This is a genomic window from Mesorhizobium sp. M0854, from assembly GCF_040319815.1.
GTDB lineage: Bacteria > Pseudomonadota > Alphaproteobacteria > Rhizobiales > Rhizobiaceae > Mesorhizobium.
In genome coordinates, this window is the sequence record NZ_JAMYOL010000002.1 from 262749 (window position 1) to 280002 (window position 17254).

The 17254-nt window shown below is 64.2% G+C and carries 9 protein-coding genes and 1 pseudogene; all 10 read left to right on the plus strand.

Translation table 11 applies throughout. The features are described from left to right. The first annotated feature begins 139 nt into the window (after positions 1 to 139). The 10 genes and pseudogenes from NKH99_RS04195 (at position 140) to NKH99_RS04240 (ending at position 17249) form a co-directional block, all read left to right on the plus strand. Positions 140 to 1807 (plus strand): annotated as a pseudogene (locus tag NKH99_RS04195) (amidohydrolase). A gap of 139 nt (positions 1808 to 1946) precedes the next feature. After that, positions 1947 to 3041: an ABC transporter ATP-binding protein gene (locus tag NKH99_RS04200; RefSeq protein WP_352682561.1), complete on the plus strand. Its 1095-nt coding sequence runs from the start codon at positions 1947 to 1949 to the stop codon at positions 3039 to 3041. Further along, positions 3041 to 3961 (plus strand): ABC transporter permease, encoded by a 921-nt coding sequence (locus tag NKH99_RS04205; RefSeq protein WP_352918214.1) that lies wholly within the window; start codon positions 3041 to 3043, stop codon positions 3959 to 3961. The genes NKH99_RS04200 and NKH99_RS04205 overlap by 1 nt, the downstream gene beginning before the upstream one ends. After that, positions 3954 to 4754, plus strand: coding sequence for an ABC transporter permease (locus NKH99_RS04210; protein ID WP_352469567.1), 801 nt, complete (start codon positions 3954 to 3956; stop codon positions 4752 to 4754). The genes NKH99_RS04205 and NKH99_RS04210 overlap by 8 nt, the downstream gene beginning before the upstream one ends. A 23-nt stretch (positions 4755 to 4777) precedes the next feature. Then, positions 4778 to 5812 carry an ABC transporter substrate-binding protein gene (locus tag NKH99_RS04215; RefSeq protein ID WP_352539328.1) on the plus strand — a complete coding sequence of 345 codons (1035 nt, stop codon included), beginning with the start codon at positions 4778 to 4780 and terminating at the stop codon, positions 5810 to 5812. A gap of 151 nt (positions 5813 to 5963) precedes the next feature. Next, positions 5964 to 7145: a serine hydrolase domain-containing protein gene (locus NKH99_RS04220; protein ID WP_353012786.1), complete on the plus strand. Its 1182-nt coding sequence runs from the start codon at positions 5964 to 5966 to the stop codon at positions 7143 to 7145. A 119-nt stretch (positions 7146 to 7264) separates the two neighbouring features. After that, positions 7265 to 9577, plus strand: coding sequence for a Tex family protein (locus tag NKH99_RS04225; RefSeq protein WP_353012789.1), 2313 nt, complete (start codon positions 7265 to 7267; stop codon positions 9575 to 9577). A 242-nt stretch (positions 9578 to 9819) separates the two neighbouring features. Next, positions 9820 to 11025, plus strand: a complete 1206-nt coding sequence (locus tag NKH99_RS04230; RefSeq protein WP_352994528.1) for an acyl-CoA dehydrogenase — start codon at positions 9820 to 9822, stop codon at positions 11023 to 11025. Between the two features lie 443 nt (positions 11026 to 11468). Beyond that, positions 11469 to 14831, plus strand: a complete 3363-nt coding sequence (locus NKH99_RS04235) for a transglutaminase family protein (RefSeq protein WP_353012793.1) — start codon at positions 11469 to 11471, stop codon at positions 14829 to 14831. A 6-nt stretch (positions 14832 to 14837) separates the two neighbouring features. Continuing rightward, complete coding sequence (locus NKH99_RS04240; RefSeq protein ID WP_353012796.1) at positions 14838 to 17249, plus strand: circularly permuted type 2 ATP-grasp protein; 2412 nt, start codon at positions 14838 to 14840, stop codon at positions 17247 to 17249. The last annotated feature ends 5 nt before the right edge of the window (positions 17250 to 17254 follow it).

The following is a 17254-nucleotide window of genomic DNA, read 5'->3' on the forward strand; positions in this document are numbered from 1 at the left end:
AATTGTTCCGTGGTGAGACGCGGCGACCCTAACCGTCCTGCACTGCCTTTCACAAGGCGCTGGGCCAACCAGCCATGGCTTGCTGGCCCGGCAGCCGGTCGTCTAGCCTGCCGGCAGCGCAACCGACCTGCGGGTAATCATGAGTTCAAATGCCGACCTGATCGTCACCAATGCCCGTGTGCTGACCATGGACGAAGGCAATCCGACAGCCGAAGCGGTGGCGATAAAGGACGGCAACATCCTGGCGGTTGGCGATCGCCGGACGATCGAGACGCTGAAAGGGCCGGCCACGAAGATCATCGATGCGCAAGGCGGTTCGGTGGTGCCGGGCTTCATCGAAGCGCATATGCACCTTTTCGGCGGCGCCGCCGAACTGGACAATCTGCACCTTCAGGGCGTGCATGGCTTCGACGCGCTGAGCGACGCGATCCGCGCCTAGGCTGCGGCACGGCCGAACGCCAAATTGCTGCTTGGGGCCGGCGTCGACTATACCATCCTTTCCAAGGAAGAGCCGGTCACCCGCCATCATCTCGACCGCATCATCGCCGACCGGCCGTTCGCCATGTCGGCTTCCGATCACCACACGATGTGGGCCAACACCAAGGCGCTGAAGCTGGCCGGCATCCTGCACGGCAAGCAACTCGGCCCCGGCAACGAGATCGTCATGGGCGCCGACGGCCTCGCGGCCGGCGAATTGCGTGAGGGCGAGGCGTTTGGGCCGATCCTTGAGCTTTCCGGGCAGAACCGCGTGCGGCTCGGCCTTGCGACAGGCGGCGAGCCCGAACCGTACCCTTCCGCAGCCGAAGTCGCGGCCGATCGCGACCTGATGCATCGCGGTCTGGAATGGTGCGCCCGCCACGGCATCACCTCGATCCAGAACATGGACGGCAATCTCTACCAGCTCGAACTGCTTGCCGGTTTGGAGCAGGAAGGGCGGCTGCTCTGCCGCACCAAGATACCTTTTCATTTCAAGAACTTCATGACGCTCGACAAGCTGGAAAAGGCATCGAGCATGGCCAACTCCTATCGATCGGAATGGCTGTCGTCCGGCATGGTCAAGATGTTTTACGACGGCGTGCTGGAAGGCTGGACCGCGGTCATGGTCGACGACTATGCCGACCGGCCGGGCTGGCGCGGTGAGCCGCTGTTCACGCCAGAGCATTTCGCCGAGGTGGCAGTGGAGGCCGACCGGCGCGGCCTGCAGATCGCCGTGCATTCGATAGGCGACGGCGCTGTGCGCGCGGTCCTCGACGGTTACGAGGCGGCGCGGCGGAAGAACGGCAGGCGCGACAGCCGTCACCGGGTCGAGCACATCGAGGTCACCACTGCCGCCGACGTGCCGCGCTTTGCCGAACTCGGCGTCATCGCCTCGATGCAGCCGCCGCACCCGCCCGGCGCCATGGACTTCCCGCTGGAGCCGACGCTCTCGCGCATCGGCCGCGAAAGATGGCCGCTCAGCTATGCCTGGCGGACGCTGAAGCAGGCGGGCGCGCATGTCGTTTTCGCTTCCGACTGGCCGGTGTCGCGGGTCGACCCGATCCTGGGCATTCGGGCGGCGGTGCTGCGCAAGCCTTGGGCAGAGGGCGACCCCGACCAGAGCTTCTCGCTGCTGGAAGCGCTTGCGGGCTATACGGTCGAAGGCGCCTATGCCGAATTCATGGAACACCGTAAGGGCCGGCTGAAACCAGGCTATCTGGCCGATCTGGTGGTGCTGTCGGCCGATATCGAGGCAACTGAACCGGCTTCCTTGCACAAGGTGCGTCCGGTCAGCACCATCTGCGGCGGCAAGATCACTTACCGGGGTTGATGATGGCGCTGACTATGGCATGGGGCTTGCGTTCTGAACCGAGATCCAGATGCATGGTTGCCAAGCCGACCGGCATATGCTGACAATCGAATGGGAACTGGATCCGCCATCAAGAGCGGACATGAAAATGGGGTAATGCGTGCCGGATCAACCGGGTAAGAGTGCAATCGAGGTCCGCGGCGTCCGCAAGGTGTTCGGTACCGGGGACGCACAAGTCGCCGCTCTCGACACGGTTTCGGTGTCGATCCGCGAGAACGAGTTCTTCACGCTGCTCGGGCCGTCGGGCTGCGGAAAGACGACGCTGCTCAGGCTGATCGCCGGCTTCGATTTTCCCAGCGAAGGCGAAATCCTGCTGCACGGCCACGACATCGCGCCGCTGCCGCCGTTCAAGCGGCCGGTCAACACCGTCTTCCAGTCCTATGCGCTGTTCCCGCACATGACGGTGGCCGAGAATATCGGCTTTGGGCTGGAGATGCTGGGCAAGCCGAAGACCGAAATCAAGGCGCGCGTCGCCGAGATGCTGAAGTTGGTCAAGATGGAGGCGCTGAGTGCCCGCCGCACCAGCCAGATCTCCGGCGGCCAGCAGCAGCGCGTCGCACTGGCCCGCGCGCTGGCGCCGCAGCCGAAAGTGCTGTTGCTCGACGAGCCGCTGTCGGCACTCGACTACAAGCTGCGCAAGGAAATGCAGATCGAACTGAAACGGCTGCAGCACCAGACCGGCATCACCTTCATCTTCGTCACCCATGACCAGGAAGAAGCGCTGACCATGTCCGACCGCATCGCCGTGATGTCGGCCGGCAAGATCCTGCAGGTCGGCACGCCCTGGGACATCTATGACAAGCCGGCCGAGCGCTTCGTCGCCGACTTCATCGGCGAAACCAATTTCCTGACCGCGGCCATCACCGGCATCGGCAACGGCAAGGCGCGCGCGACACTAAAATCCGGCGCGACGATCGACGCGACGGTGGCTGAGGGCTTCCAGCCGAAGGAGAATGCGACGCTGGTGGTCAGGCCGGAACACGCCAAGCTGACCGGCGGCAAGGGCGATCTTTCCGGAACCGTCGAAAACATCGTCTATTTCGGCACCGACACGCATATTCATGTCCAACTGGACAGCGGCGAAGCCTTCACCGTGCGCCAGCAGAACACGCGCAGCGCAGGCTGCGGTTTCGAGCGGGGCGACAAGGTCGGCGTCTCGATCGGCAACGACGCCGCGCAAGTGCTGAGGGATTGATGGCGAGCGCGGAAGAAGTCGCCAAGGCGGCCGAACGGCGCGACATCCGCGACCGCTGGCTGCTGTCGGCGCCGGCCCTGCTGATCATCTTCCTTGCAGCAACCGGTCCCTTGCTGATCGTGCTGGTTTATTCGTTTTTGACGCCCGGCCCTTATGGCGACGTGAAGTGGCAATTCTCGCCCGAGGCCTGGACATCGGTGTTCATGGAACGCGACATCTTCGACGACACGCTTTCCATTGCTGCCGCCCATGTCACTATCTTCTGGCGCTCGATCAAGCTTGCCATCGTGACCACGATCGCTACTTTGGCGCTTGGTTTTCCTACTGCCTATTTCATGGCGACGCGCAGCGAGAAGACGCGCGATCTCTGGCTGTTCCTGATCACCATACCGTTCTGGACCAACTTGCTGATCCGCACCTTCGCCGTGCTGCAGATCATCCGCAACGAGGGGTTGATTAACACGGTGCTGCTCAAGCTCGGCATCATTTCGGGGCCGATCCAGATATTGTTCACCGATTCGGCGATCCTGATCGGCATGGCCTATGTCTATCTGCCGCTGATGGTGCTGCCGATCTACGCCAGCATGGAAAAACTCGATTTCCGGCTGGTCGAAGCCGGCTACGATCTTTATGCGACACGCTTCCAGGTGCTCAGGCGTATCATTTTCCCGCTGGTCAAGCCGGGCGTCATCGCCGGCTCCATCCTGGTGTTCATTCCGGCGCTCGGCGCCTATGTCACACCGGTCCTATTGGGCGGCGGTAAGACCATGATGCTTTCCAACCTGATCGAGCTGCAGTTCGGGCAAGGCCGCAACTGGCCGCTCGGCTCGGCGCTGTCGATCGCCGTCATGGTCATCGTCATGGTGGCGCTGCTCGCCTATGTGCGTAACACCGGCCGGTCGGAGATGCGTCATGGCTAGCAGCTTCGCAATCAAGCATCAGCCGGGATTCACCGCGATCGCCGCGACCTGCTTCGTCGTGCTCTATCTGCCCATCGTCGTGCTGGTCGTCTATGCCTTCAACGCCGCGACCTCGACGTCGGAATGGGGCGGCTTCTCGCTCAAATGGTTCCAGTCGGCGTGGCAGAACACGCAAGTCATCGACGCCACCGTGCGCTCCTTCCAGATCGGCGCCATCGCGGCGATCCTGGCCACGATCTTCGCCACCATGGCGGCGCTCGCCACCACGCGCACGCCGCCCTATCCCGGCCTGACCTTCAAATATGCCGCCATCAACCAACCTCTGATGGTGCCGGAGATCGTCACCGGCGTGGCGCTGCTGATCTTTTTCTCGCGCATCAAGATATTCACCGGCTATTCCGGACTCGGCTACCTAATCGCGGCGCATACGGCCTTTTGCATTCCGTTCGCCTACCTGCCGATCCGGGCGCGGCTGGAGAACATGGACCTGACGCTGGAACGGGCCGCCGCCGATCTCTATGCGACGCCGTGGAAGACGTTCCGCCGCATCACCCTGCCGCTGCTTTGGCCCGGCATCCTGGCCGGATTGATGCTGGCCTTCGTAATCTCGCTCGACGATGTCGTCATCACCGAGTTCGTGAAATCGGGCGGCCAGGACACGCTGCCGACCTACATGCTTGGCCAGATACGTCGAGGGATAACGCCGGAGATCAACGCGATATCGACCGTGTTCCTGCTCTTGTCGGTCGCCATCGTGACGTTGTTTTTCTTCATCAGCAGGAAACGGGACTGAAAATCGAAAATGGGAGCTAAAACATGAACTGGAAGACATCAGCGACCGCCGTCGGGTTGGCGCTGCTCGCCTCGACAAGCGGCGCTTTCGCGGACGGCGTTTTGAACATCTACAATTGGGGCAACTACACCAGCCCCGACGTGATCAAGAAGTTCGAGCAGAAATACAACATCAAGGTGACCATCACCGATTACGATTCGAACGATACGGCGCTGGCCAAGGTTCGCCAGGGCGGCACCGGCTTCGACATCGCGGTGCCTTCGCAAACCTTCGTGCCGATCTGGATCAAGGAAGGCCTCGTTCAGGAGACCGATCCCGGCAAGATGGAGAACTTCAAGAACGTGGCGCCGGAATGGGCCAATCCCGATTTCGATCCGGGCCGCAAATATTCCGTGCCATGGGCCTGGGGCACGGTGGGTATCGTGGTGAACACCGATGTCTACAAGGGGCCGTCGGACAGTTGGGGCATCATCTTCAACACACCCGACGAACTGAAGGGCAAGGTCAACGTCGTGCCGGAAATGAACGACGTCATGTTCGCGGCGACCAAATATGTCGGCGCCGCGCAATGCGCCAGCGACAAGGAAACGCTGAAGAAGGTGCGTGACACGCTGGTTGCTGCCAAGCCGAACTGGATCGCAATGGAATACAATACCATCGAGAAAATGGGCGCCGGCGATTTCAAGGCGACCAGCGACTGGAACGGCTCAGCCCTGCGCCAGCGGCTGGCGAACCCCAAGATCCACTATTTCTATCCCAAGGAAGGTTTTGGCCTCTGGAGCGACAATGTCATGGTCCTGAAGGAAGCCAAGAATGTCGAGAACGCCAAGCTGTTCCAGAACTTCATCATGGATCCGGAAAATGCCGCCGGCCTATCCGCCTTCCACCGCTACGCCAACGGCATTGCCGGTTCCGACAAGTACATGCCGGCCGATATGAAGGATGCGCCGGAAGTCATCATCCCGGAAGACGTCAAGGCGCATGGCGAGCTGCAAAAATTGTGTTCCGAGGACGTGCAGGCAATCTACAGCAAGATCTGGACCGAACTGCAGAAGTGACCGCATCGTGATGGACCCGGCGGCAGGCGCCGGCCGGGTCCGTTTTGTCCGCATTTTTTTTAACGTCGCCTATCGGTGGCGACACTGAAAGCCGTGCACGCCATCGCCGCGGCGCTCGCCTAGAACGCCAAAGACCCGGAAGGAAGCGGCTATGGCCGGCAAGACCGCGTTCGAGACCAGGTATGGCTTTGCCCGCAAGGAGGTGCTGCTCGGCAATTGGCGGGAAAGCCCGTTCAGCCGGTGGTCGTTCCAGAATGTCGGCGAGCTGGTGCCGAGCGCTGCCGTGGCGGCACAGCCGGGCAGCAGCGAAGCGTCGGCGCAGGATTTCGGCGGGCTACTTGGCGAAAAAGTCGCTCTTGCAGGCGGCGCGGAGACTGTCGCGGCGTTTCTCGCGCGCTCCGATACCGACGCGCTGACGATCATGAAACGCGGCAAATTCGTCGGCGACTGGTTCGCGCCGCATATGGAGTTTGGGGCGCGCCACATCGTCTTTTCGATCAGCAAGTCGCTGACCGCCATTGTTGCCGGCATATTGGAAGGCGAGGGGATTTTCGATCCGCAGGCTCCGGTAAGCCGCTATCTGCCCGAAGCCGCCGGCTCGGCCTATGGCGATGCGCGTGTGCGGCACGTGCTCGACATGAGTGTCAGCCTCGATTTCGAAGAGGCCTATCTCGATCCGGAAAGTGCCTTCGCCCGCTATCGCCGCGCCATGCTGTGGAATCCGGGCGGGGGCACCGAGAGCCTGGCCACTTTCCTCATGACGCTGCAGGGCCTGGCCGAGCCGCATGGCCGGACGTTCCGCTACCGTTCGCCCAATTCCGACCTGCTCGGCATCCTGCTCGAACGTGCGTCTGGCCGGCGCTTCGACGATCTGATGCGCGAAAAATTATGGGAGCCGCTCGGCGCCGTCAGCGACGCCTCGGTGACAGTCGACGTGGAAGGCACGGCGCGCACTGCCGGCGGCATTTCGGTGACGCCGCGCGACCTTGCACGCGTCGGCGAGATGATGCGGCAAGGCGGCGTGGCCAATGGCGGCCGCGTCGTGCCGGAAGCCTGGATGCGCGACACGACCGAAACTGGCGGTGACGCCGAGGCCTGGCGGCGCGGCACGATGGCGTTCCTGTTTCCGCGTGGCCGCTACCGCAACAAATGGTACCAGACGGGCGCGGCAAGCGGCGCCGTCTGCGGCATCGGCATCCACGGCCAGTGGCTTTACGTCAATCCGAAGGCCGAAATGGTAATCGCAAAGATGTCGTCGCAGCCGGTACCGGTCGACGATCCGCTCGATCTGGATATGATTTCTTTCTTCGAGGCGCTGAGCCGGATGGTCTGATCCATCCAGACAGCCCGACCTTTCCTGTGGACCTCTCGCCGGGTTGAAAATGGCGCAGTTGGCGCGGCAGTGCTCTGCGCCTATGGTCGCCGCTCGTTTCGACTAGCGACAGGTATGACATGGCAGCCGACATCAAGCGCATCGCAACCATCATAGCCGCCGAGATCGCCGCGCGGCCCGAACAGGCTGCGGCGGCGATCGGCTTGCTCGACGACGGCGCGACCGTGCCGTTCGTGGCGCGCTACCGCAAGGAGGTCACCGGCGGCCTCGACGACACGCAGCTGCGCGACCTCGCCGAGCGGCTCGCCTATCTGCGCGAACTCGACGCGCGCCGCGACACCATCCTTGGTTCGATCCGCGAGCAGGGCAAGCTGACCGAGGAGCTCGAGGCAAAGATCGCTGCGGCCGGCACCAAGGCCGAACTCGAAGACATCTACCTGCCTTACAAGCCGAAGCGCCGGACCAAGGCCGAGATCGCACGCGAGCGCGGGCTCGGGCCTCTGGCGGAAGCTATTCTCGCCGACCGTACGGCTGTACCCGCCGAGCTGGCGCTGGCCTACATCAGCGAAGACGTGGCCGACGCCAAGGCAGCGCTCGAGGGAGCGCGCGACATCCTGTCCGAACAGTTCGCCGAGAATGCCGACCTGGTCGGCAAATTGCGGACCTACATGAAGGAACGCGCCTTTCTGCGCTCGCGCGTCGTCGACGGCAAGCAGGAGGCCGGCGCGAAATTTTCCGATTATTTCGACCATGTCGAGCGCTGGGCCAACGTGCCGAGTCATCGCGCGCTGGCCATGTTGCGCGGCCGCAACGAGGAGGTTCTGTCGCTCGACATCGAAGTCGATGCCGATGACGCCTCTCCGGTGAAACCGGTTGAGCGGATGATCGCCGACGCCTACGCCATCGGCCGCCAGTTGCCGGGAGACCGCTGGCTGATGGAGGTCGCCGGCTGGACCTGGCGCATAAAGCTGTCGCTGCACCTGACGCTCGATCTGATGCGCGATCTGCGCGAGCGGGCCGAAGAAGAAGCCATCCATGTCTTCGCCCGCAATCTCAAGGATTTGCTGCTTGCCGCGCCCGCCGGCTCGCGGCCGACGATGGGGCTCGATCCGGGCATTCGCACCGGCGTCAAGGTGGCGGTGGTGGACGGCACCGGCAAGCTGCTGGCGACGACAACGGTCTATCCGTTCCCGCCGAAGAACGACGTGCGCGGCACGCAGGCCGAACTGGCCAAGCTCATCCGGCTGCACAAGGTCGAGCTGATCTCGATCGGCAACGGCACCGGCAGCCGCGAGACTGAAAGGCTGGTGGCCGACATGCTGGCTGATATGCCCGCCGGGTCCGGGCCGAAGCCGCTCAAGGTGATCGTCAGCGAAGCCGGTGCGTCGGTCTATTCCGCCTCGGCAGCGGCGGCAGCTGAATTTCCAGGCCTCGACGTGTCGCTGCGCGGGGCGGTGTCCATCGCGCGGCGCCTGCAGGATCCGCTCGCCGAACTGGTCAAGATAGAGCCCAAGTCGATCGGCGTCGGCCAGTACCAGCACGACGTCGATCAGTACCGCCTCGGCCGCTCGCTGGAAGCGGTGGTCGAGGATGCGGTAAACGCCGTCGGCGTCGATCTCAACACGGCGTCCGCACCGCTTCTGGCGCGGGTTTCGGGTCTCGGCGCATCGCTGGCCGAGGCGATCGTTGCGCATCGCGATGCCTCCGGCCCGTTCGCCAGCCGCCGCGAACTGTTGAAGGTCTCCCGCCTTGGACCCCGCGCGTTCGAGCAATGCGCCGGCTTCCTGCGCATTCCAAACGGCAGCGAACCCCTCGATGCCTCGGCCGTGCATCCGGAAGCCTATGGCGTTGCCAAGAAGATCGTCGCGGCCTGCGGGCGCGACGTCCGCTCGCTGATGGGCGACAGCGCCGCACTCAAGGCGCTCGATCCGCGCGTCTTCGTCGATGAGCGCTTCGGCGTGCCGACGGTGCGCGACATCCTGGCGGAGCTGGAAAAGCCCGGCCGCGATCCGCGCCCCGGCTTCAAGACCGCGACCTTTGCCGATGGCATCGACGACATCAAGGATCTGAAGCCCGGCATGCAGCTTGAAGGCACTGTCACCAATGTCGCGGCTTTCGGCGCCTTCGTCGATATCGGCGTGCACCAGGATGGGCTGGTGCACGTCTCGCAACTGGCCGATCGGTTCATCAAGGACGCGCATGACGTGGTCAAGGCCGGCGACGTGGTCAAGGTGCGTGTCGTCGATGTCGATATCAAGCGCAAGCGCATCGGCCTGTCGATGCGCAAGGATGGTGGCGGTGGCGTACCGAAGCCGCGCGACAATGGCGGCAGGCCGGTGCCGCGCGCGCCGGCGCCCCAACGCCAGCCGGAGCGGCCGGCGCAGCAGGGCGCGTTCGGCGCCGCGTTGGCCGATGCGTTGAAGCGGAAGTAATTTCGCGAGCCGGGCTGCGCCGCCAGGTCAGACGGCGGCGCTCGACATTGATGATCCATCACCAATGCTCATGGATCGGCGAAGCTATTTCGTTTGATTTTTTCAGGACGGGAGCCGATAAGCCGCGCGTTTCAAGATTTCTGTTTCGATGCATGTCGTTATCCCCAAGCTGCCGAACACCCTCGGGTCAGGCCCGCGGGCAAGCTTTGGGCGACATGCATGAGTTTGGGAGACCGAGAGCCATGGCCGCCGACAAGAACGCATTCGTCTGGGATGATCCTTTCCTGATCGAGGACCAGCTTTCGGAGGACGAGCGCATGGTGCGCGATGGCGCCGCGGCGTTTGCCGCCGACAAGCTCGCTCCGAAGATCGAGGAAGCCTATCTCGAGGAGAAGACCGACGCCGGGATCTTTCGCGAGATGGGCGAGGCCGGACTGCTCGGCATCACCATCCCCGAGGAATATGGCGGGCTCGGCGCCAACTACGTCACCTACGGGCTGGTCGCGCGGGAAGTGGAACGGATCGACTCGGGCTATCGCTCGATGATGAGCGTGCAGTCGTCGCTGGTGATGTATCCGATCCATGCCTATGGCTCGGAAGAGCAGCGCAGGAAATACCTGCCGAAGCTGGCGTCGGGCGAATGGATCGGCTGCTTCGGCCTGACCGAGCCGGATGCCGGCTCCGATCCGGGCGGCATGAAGACGCGGGCCGAGAAGACCGCGAGCGGCTACAGGATCTCCGGCTCGAAAATGTGGATTTCCAACGCGCCGATCGCAGACGTGTTCGTCGTCTGGGCAAAGTTGTCCGACGAAAGTGGGGGCGCGCATGGCAACGAGATTCGCGGCTTTGTCCTGGAAAAGGGCATGAACGGGCTGTCGGCGCCGAAGATCGGTGGCAAGCTGTCGCTGCGAGCCTCGATCACCGGCGAAGTGGTGATGGAAGGCGTCGAGGTCGGCGAGGACGCGCTGCTGCCCAATGTCTCGGGTCTCAAAGGGCCGTTTGGCTGCCTCAACCGGGCACGCTACGGAATTTCCTGGGGCGCCATGGGCGCGGCTGAGGATTGCTGGCACCGCGCCCGCCAGTATGGCCTCGACCGCAAGCAGTTCGGCAAGCCGCTGGCCGGTACGCAGCTTTTCCAGAAGAAGCTCGCCGACATGCAGACCGAGATCGCGCTCGGCCTGCAGGGCAGCCTGCGCGTCGGGCGGCTGATGGACGAAGGCAAGATGGCGCCGGAGATGATCTCGCTCGTCAAGCGCAACAATTGCGGCAAGGCGCTCGACATCGCCCGCCAGGCCCGCGACATGCATGGCGGCAACGGCATCCAGATCGGCTACCACGTCATGCGCCACGCCCAGAACCTGGAAACCGTCAACACCTACGAGGGCACGCATGACGTGCATGCGCTGATCCTCGGACGGGCGCAGACCGGGTTGCAGGCATTCTTTTAGGGTTCAGGCTCCGCTTCCAGGATGCCCGTGCCTGGTATCTCCCCTCGCAAAGCGGGAGATCGGCAACTTTCGTCGACCATGCCACATTTTGTTCTTGCTTTGTGCCGGCAGCTATGCTACTAATTTGGGTATGGTGCTAATTGGCTCCAACGACCCGCCCGCCGAGGCGGGTTTTTCTTTTCCGCTCTTTTCGACGAAGCATCGCGTGTGCTGCCGATCATCGATATCGGCGGGAAGCGCCCGGTGCTGACCCGCCGGCCTTCGGCTCTGCACCGTTGCAACGTCTTGCCGCCACACTGCGGAATCCCGGGGTCGGCGCTCCGTTTCGTGAGCTATGAAAGCTGCTTGATTTAGGTGCAGCGCAACATCTCTGCTTGGAGAATGGTCAGCATTCGTGTCAGGGTTCAGCGAACTCCTTTTGAAACGCCGACTTCAGGGGCACCATGGCAATTCTGGCAGCCGTCTATCACCTGACCCATTACAAATACGACCGGCCGGTCGTATTAGGCCCGCAAGTCATAAGGTTGCAGCCTGCGCCGCATTCCCGCACCAAGGTGCTCAGCCATTCGCTGAAGGTCGGGCCGGCAAATCACTTCGTCAATCTGCAGCAGGACCCCTACGGCAATTTCCTGGCCCGCTTCGTCTTTCCCGAGCCGGTGACGGAACTGAAGATCGAGGTCGATCTCGTTGCCGACATGACGGTCTACAATCCGTTCGATTTCTTCGTCGAACCGTCGGCCGAGACGTTTCCATTCGAATACCCCGAAGAGATCCGGGACGATCTGACCATCTACCGAACGCCGGAACCGGCGGGGCCGCTGTTGCAGGCATTCCTGAAAACCATCGCGCGCCACCCGACCAACACCGTCAATTTTGTCGTCGACCTCAATGCGCGGCTGCAGCGCGAGATCGCCTATATCGTGCGCATGGAAACCGGCGTCTTCTCGCCCGAGGAAACGCTGGCCGCCGGCAAGGGGTCGTGCCGCGATTCGAGCTGGCTCCTGGTGCAGATACTGAGGAACCTCGGCATCGCCGCGCGTTTCGTCTCCGGCTACCTGATCCAGCTCAAACCCGACCTCGTTGCGCTCGACGGGCCGCCCGGCACTGCGACCGATTTCACCGACCTCCATGCCTGGTGCGAGGTGTATCTGCCGGGCGCCGGCTGGATCGGCTTCGACCCGACCTCCGGCCTGCTCACCGGCGAAAGCCATGTGCCGCTCGCGGCAACGCCCCATTTCCGCAATGCCGCGCCGATCTCCGGCATGGCGAGCTTCGCCAATGTCGAATTCGGCTTCGACATGCGGGTAGACCGCATCGCCGAGCGTCCGCGCATTACCAAGCCGTTCTCCGACGAGAGCTGGCAGGCGCTGGACGCGCTGGGGGTCCAGGTCGATGCTGCGCTCCAGGCCGGCGATGTGCGGCTGACCATGGGCGGCGAGCCGACCTTCGTCTCGATCGACGATTTCGAGGCTGCAGAGTGGAACACCGCCGCCGTCGGGCCGACCAAGCGGGAAAAGGCCGATGCCCTGATCCGCCGGCTACGCGAACGCTTCGCGCCGGGCGGCTTCCTGCATTACGGGCAAGGCAAGTGGTACCCCGGCGAAAGCCTGCCACGCTGGACCTTCTCGCTCTACTGGCGCACCGACGGCGAGCCGGTGTGGAGCGACCCGTCGCTGATCGCGCATGAAAAGAGCGAGGCGGATGTCGGACCGAAGCAGGCCGAAGGCCTGCTGACGGCGATCGCCGACGAACTCGGCATCGACAAGACGATGGTCAGCGAAGCCTATGAGGATCCCGCCGAATGGCTGCTCAAGGAAGGCAAGCTGCCGGACAACGTCGATCCTTCCAATTCGAAGCTGGAGGACCCCGAGGAGCGCAGCCGCATGGCGCGGGTGTTCGAACGCGGGCTGACCAAGCCGTCGGGCTATGTGCTGCCTGTCCAGCGCTGGAACAGCCAGGCGTCCGGACCGCGCTGGCGCTCGGAGAAGTGGAAGACGCGGCGCGGCAGGCTGTTCCTGGTGCCCGGCGATTCGCCGGTCGGCTACCGCCTGCCGCTCGGCACGCTGCCCTATGTGCCGCCGGCGCAGTTCCCCTACATAGTCCCGGTCGATCCATCGCTGCCGCGCGGACCATTGCCGGCGCGCGAGGCGATCTTGCCCGGTTCTGCTTCTCCGGCCGAACTGGAGGGCGCCGACGAGATGGCACGACGCCAGCAGGCGGTATCCTTTACGGCCGTTACCGGCCAGCAGGACCGCGTCGAACAGGAGATCACCGAGATCGGCGGCGCCGGGCGCCCGGCGCTTTCGGTCGAGCCGCGCGACGGACGGCTTTGTGTGTTCATGCCGCCGGTCGAGGCGCTGGAGGATTATCTCGAACTGGTGGCGGCGGCTGAGAACGCGGCAAGGGCGATCGGCCTGCCGGTGCATATAGAAGGCTACGGCCCGCCGCACGATCCGCGCCTCAATGTCATCCGTGTCGCACCCGATCCCGGCGTCATCGAGGTCAATATCCACCCCGCTGCGAATTGGCAGGATTGCGTGGCGACGACCACGGCGATCTACGAAGAGGCGCGGCAGACGCGGCTTGGCGCCGACAAGTTCATGATCGACGGCCGCCACACCGGCACCGGCGGCGGCAACCACGTCGTCGTCGGCGGCGCAACGCCCAATGACAGTCCGTTCCTGCGCCGCCCCGACCTGTTGAAGAGCCTGGTGCTGCAATGGCAGCGGCATCCGTCGCTGTCCTATCTGTTCTCCGGCCTGTTCATCGGCCCGACCAGCCAGGCGCCGCGCTTCGACGAGGCGCGCCACGATTCGCTTTACGAACTCGAAATCGCGATGGCGCAGGTGCCGCATCCGGACAAGGGCGCGGCACCCCTGCCGTGGCTGGTCGACCGGCTGTTCCGCAATCTTCTGACAGACGTGACCGGCAATACCCATCGCTCGGAAATCTGCATCGACAAGCTGTTTTCGCCGGACGGGCCGACCGGCCGGCTCGGGCTGGTCGAATTCCGCGGCTTCGAGATGCCGCCCAACGCGCGCATGAGCCTGGCGCAGCAATTGCTGGTGCGCGCCATCATCGCCCGGGCCTGGAAGAACCCGCTCGACGGCCGCTTCGTGCGCTGGGGCACTTCGCTGCACGACCGTTTCATGCTGCCGCATTATGTATGGGCGGATTTTCTCGATGTGCTGGACGACCTCAAGCTGAACGGCTTTGCGTTCCGTCCGGAATGGTTCGATGCCCAGCTCGAATTCCGCTTCCCGTTCTGCGGCGACGTCCAGCATGCCGGCGTCAAGCTGGAGCTCAGGCAGGCGCTCGAGCTGTGGCACGTGATGGGCGAGCAAGGCGCGATCGGCGGCACCGTACGGTTTGTCGATTCCTCCGTCGAAAGGCTGCAGGTGAAGACCGAGGGGCTCAACCCGGAGCGTCACGCCGTCGTCTGCAACGGCCGCGTCGTGCCGATGAAGGTGACCGACAACCGCGAGATCGCGGTGGCCGGCGTGCGCTTCAAGGCCTGGCAGCCGGCGTCCGGCCTGCATCCGGCGCTGCCGGTCAACACCCCGCTGGTCTTCGACATCTATGACCGCTGGTCGGGCCGCGCAGTCGGCGGCTGCGTCTACCATGTCGCACATCCCGGCGGGCGCAGCTATGACACCTTCCCGGTCAATGGCAACGAAGCGGAGGCGCGGCGGCTCGCTCGCTTCGAGCCGCGTGGCCATACGCCGTCCAGCTATGTGCTGCGCAACGAAGAAGCCTCTGAAGATTTCCCGATGACCCTTGACCTTCGGCGGCCGCAAAGACTCTGATCAGCCATGGCGAAGGGGAATCACAAAAGGCTGCGCAGCAAGCCGCAGACCCACAGTCTGCTGGAGCACTACCAGCCGATCGACGGCGTCGTCGACGAGATGGTCGATGCGTCGGGCAATCCGCGGCCGGCCTGGCGGCACTTCATCGAGTCGCTGGAGGACCTGGGGCCGGAAAAGCTTGCCCAGCGCTTCGCCCGCGCCGACCAGTACCTGCGCGACGCCGGCGTCTACTACCGCGTCTATGACAAGGCCGGCGCCAACGAGCGGGAATGGCCGCTGGCGCATGTGCCGCTGCTGATCGAGGAGCAGGAATGGGCTGACATCAGCGCCGGCCTGGTCCAGCGCGCCGATCTGTTCGAGGAGACCATCGCCGACATTTACGGGCCGAACCGGCTGGTCGAGAAAGGCATTCTGCCGGCCGGATTGATCGCGGCCAGCCCGGAATATTTGCGGCCGGTCGTCGGCACCAGGCCGGCCAGCGGCCATTTCCTGCATTTCTGCGCCTTCGAGCTCGGTCGTGGCCCGGACGGCCGCTGGTGGGTGCTTGGCGACCGCACACAGGCGCCGTCGGGCGCCGGCTTTGCGCTGGAAAACCGCGTCGCCACCACGAGGGCGCTGTCCGACATCTACGGCGAGATGCATGTGCACCGCCTGGCCGGCTTCTTCCGTCGCTTCCGCGACGTGCTGATCGGCATGGCCAAGCAAGCCGGCGGCCGTGTCGCCATCCTGACGCCGGGACCGCTAAACGAAACCTATTACGAACATGCCTATATCGCCCGCTATCTCGGCATCATGCTGCTCGAGGGCGAGGACCTGACCGTCTCGGGCGGCAGGCTGATGGTGCGCACGGTTTCGGGGCTGATGCCGGTGAGCGTCTTGTGGCGGCGGCTCGACGCCGCCTTCGCCGATCCGCTTGAATTGCGGCCGGACTCGCAGATCGGCACGCCGGGGCTGGTCGAGGCGGTTCGGCAAGGGGCGGTTTCGGCCGTCAATGCGCTGGGCTCCGGCCTGATGGAGACGCGCGCGCTGCTCGCCTTCCTGCCCAAGATTTCGCGCGCCCTGCGCAACGAGGAACTGCTGCTGCCGACGGTCGCGACATGGTGGTGCGGGCAGGAGACGGAGCGTGAACATGTGCTCGCCAATATCGATAGCATGGTGATCGGCCCGGCGCTGTCGACGCGGCTTGCCTTCGAGGACGACGGCTCGACCAAGCTCGGGTCAGCGCTGTCGGTCGAGGAACGGGCCGAGCTCGTCGCCAGGATCGAACGGGACGGCGGCGACTTCGTCGGCCAGGAAGCGGTGACGCTGTCGACCACGCCTGTCTATGTCGGCGGCTGGCTGGAGCCGCGGCCGGCAAGCCTGCGCGTCTATCTGGCGCGGACGCCGGAAGGCTGGACGGTGATGCCGGGCGGTTTTGCCCGTGTCGGCTTTTCGCTCGACCCGACGGCCATTGCCATGCAGCGCGGCGGCCAGGCGGCGGATGTCTGGGTGGTCAGCGACAGGCCGGTCGAGCGCGAGACGCTGCTGCCGCAGGAGCACGACAGCTTCACCCGAACCCTGCCGGGCAGTCTGCCCAGCCGCGCGGCTGAGAACCTGACATGGCTCGGCCGCTATATCGAGCGATCGGAAGACACGGTGCGCATCCTGCGCGCCTACCATGTGCGGCTGGCCGAGACATCCGATCCCGAGATGCCGCTGCTCGCCGATATCAGCGACTATCTCGCGCCGTTCGGCATCGACGTCGAAACGGCAATCCCATTGGGGCTCATCGGCACGCTGGACAGCGCCGTTTACAGCGCCGGGCAGATCCGCGACCGCTTCTCGCCCGATGGCTGGCTGGCATTGAAGGATCTGTCGAAGACCATCCATCAATTTGCCGCGACAGTGGCGCCGGGCGACGACGCGACAAGGGCAATGACGGTCATCCTGCGCAAGCTGGCCGGGTTTTCCGGCCTGCTGCACGAGAACATGTACCGCTTTGCCGGCTGGCGTTTCCTGGAAATCGGCCGCAGGCTCGAACGCGGCATCCAGATCGCCCGCACGCTCGCCCGGCTGACCGGAGCCCAGGCGCCGGAAGGCGCGCTCGACATGATGCTGGAGATCGGCGACAGCGTCATGACCCACCGTCGGCAGTATCCGGTGCAGGCGGGGCGGCGCACGGTGGTCGACCTTTTGGCGCTCGATCCGCTCAACCCGCGCTCAATCCTTTTCCAGCTCGAACGGCTGAAAGCCGAAATCGCGCTGCTGCCCGCTGTCGGCGCTGAAGGCCATATGTCGCCGGCGGCCAAGGAAATCCTGCAGCTCAACACGTCGATCGCCATCAAGGAGCCCTCGGACATGACGGCCAAGGCCCTCGGCGATCTCGCCAATGAAATCGGCGGGCTCTACAACAGCCTCGCCAAAGCCTATTTCGGGTAGAGACA

What these genes read in the sequence shown, in the direction of transcription:
- NKH99_RS04205 (WP_352918214.1), top strand. Translation starts at nt 3,041, where the DNA reads ATGGCGAGCGCGGAAGAAGTCGCCAAGGCGGCCGAACGGCGCGACATC.
- NKH99_RS04210 (WP_352469567.1), top strand. Translation starts at nt 3,954, where the DNA reads ATGGCTAGCAGCTTCGCAATCAAGCATCAGCCGGGATTCACCGCGATC.
- NKH99_RS04215 (WP_352539328.1), top strand. Translation starts at nt 4,778, where the DNA reads ATGAACTGGAAGACATCAGCGACCGCCGTCGGGTTGGCGCTGCTCGCC.
- NKH99_RS04220 (WP_353012786.1), top strand. Translation starts at nt 5,964, where the DNA reads ATGGCCGGCAAGACCGCGTTCGAGACCAGGTATGGCTTTGCCCGCAAG.
- NKH99_RS04225 (WP_353012789.1), top strand. Translation starts at nt 7,265, where the DNA reads ATGGCAGCCGACATCAAGCGCATCGCAACCATCATAGCCGCCGAGATC.
- NKH99_RS04230 (WP_352994528.1), top strand. Translation starts at nt 9,820, where the DNA reads ATGGCCGCCGACAAGAACGCATTCGTCTGGGATGATCCTTTCCTGATC.
- NKH99_RS04235 (WP_353012793.1), top strand. Translation starts at nt 11,469, where the DNA reads ATGGCAATTCTGGCAGCCGTCTATCACCTGACCCATTACAAATACGAC.
- NKH99_RS04240 (WP_353012796.1), top strand. Translation starts at nt 14,838, where the DNA reads ATGGCGAAGGGGAATCACAAAAGGCTGCGCAGCAAGCCGCAGACCCAC.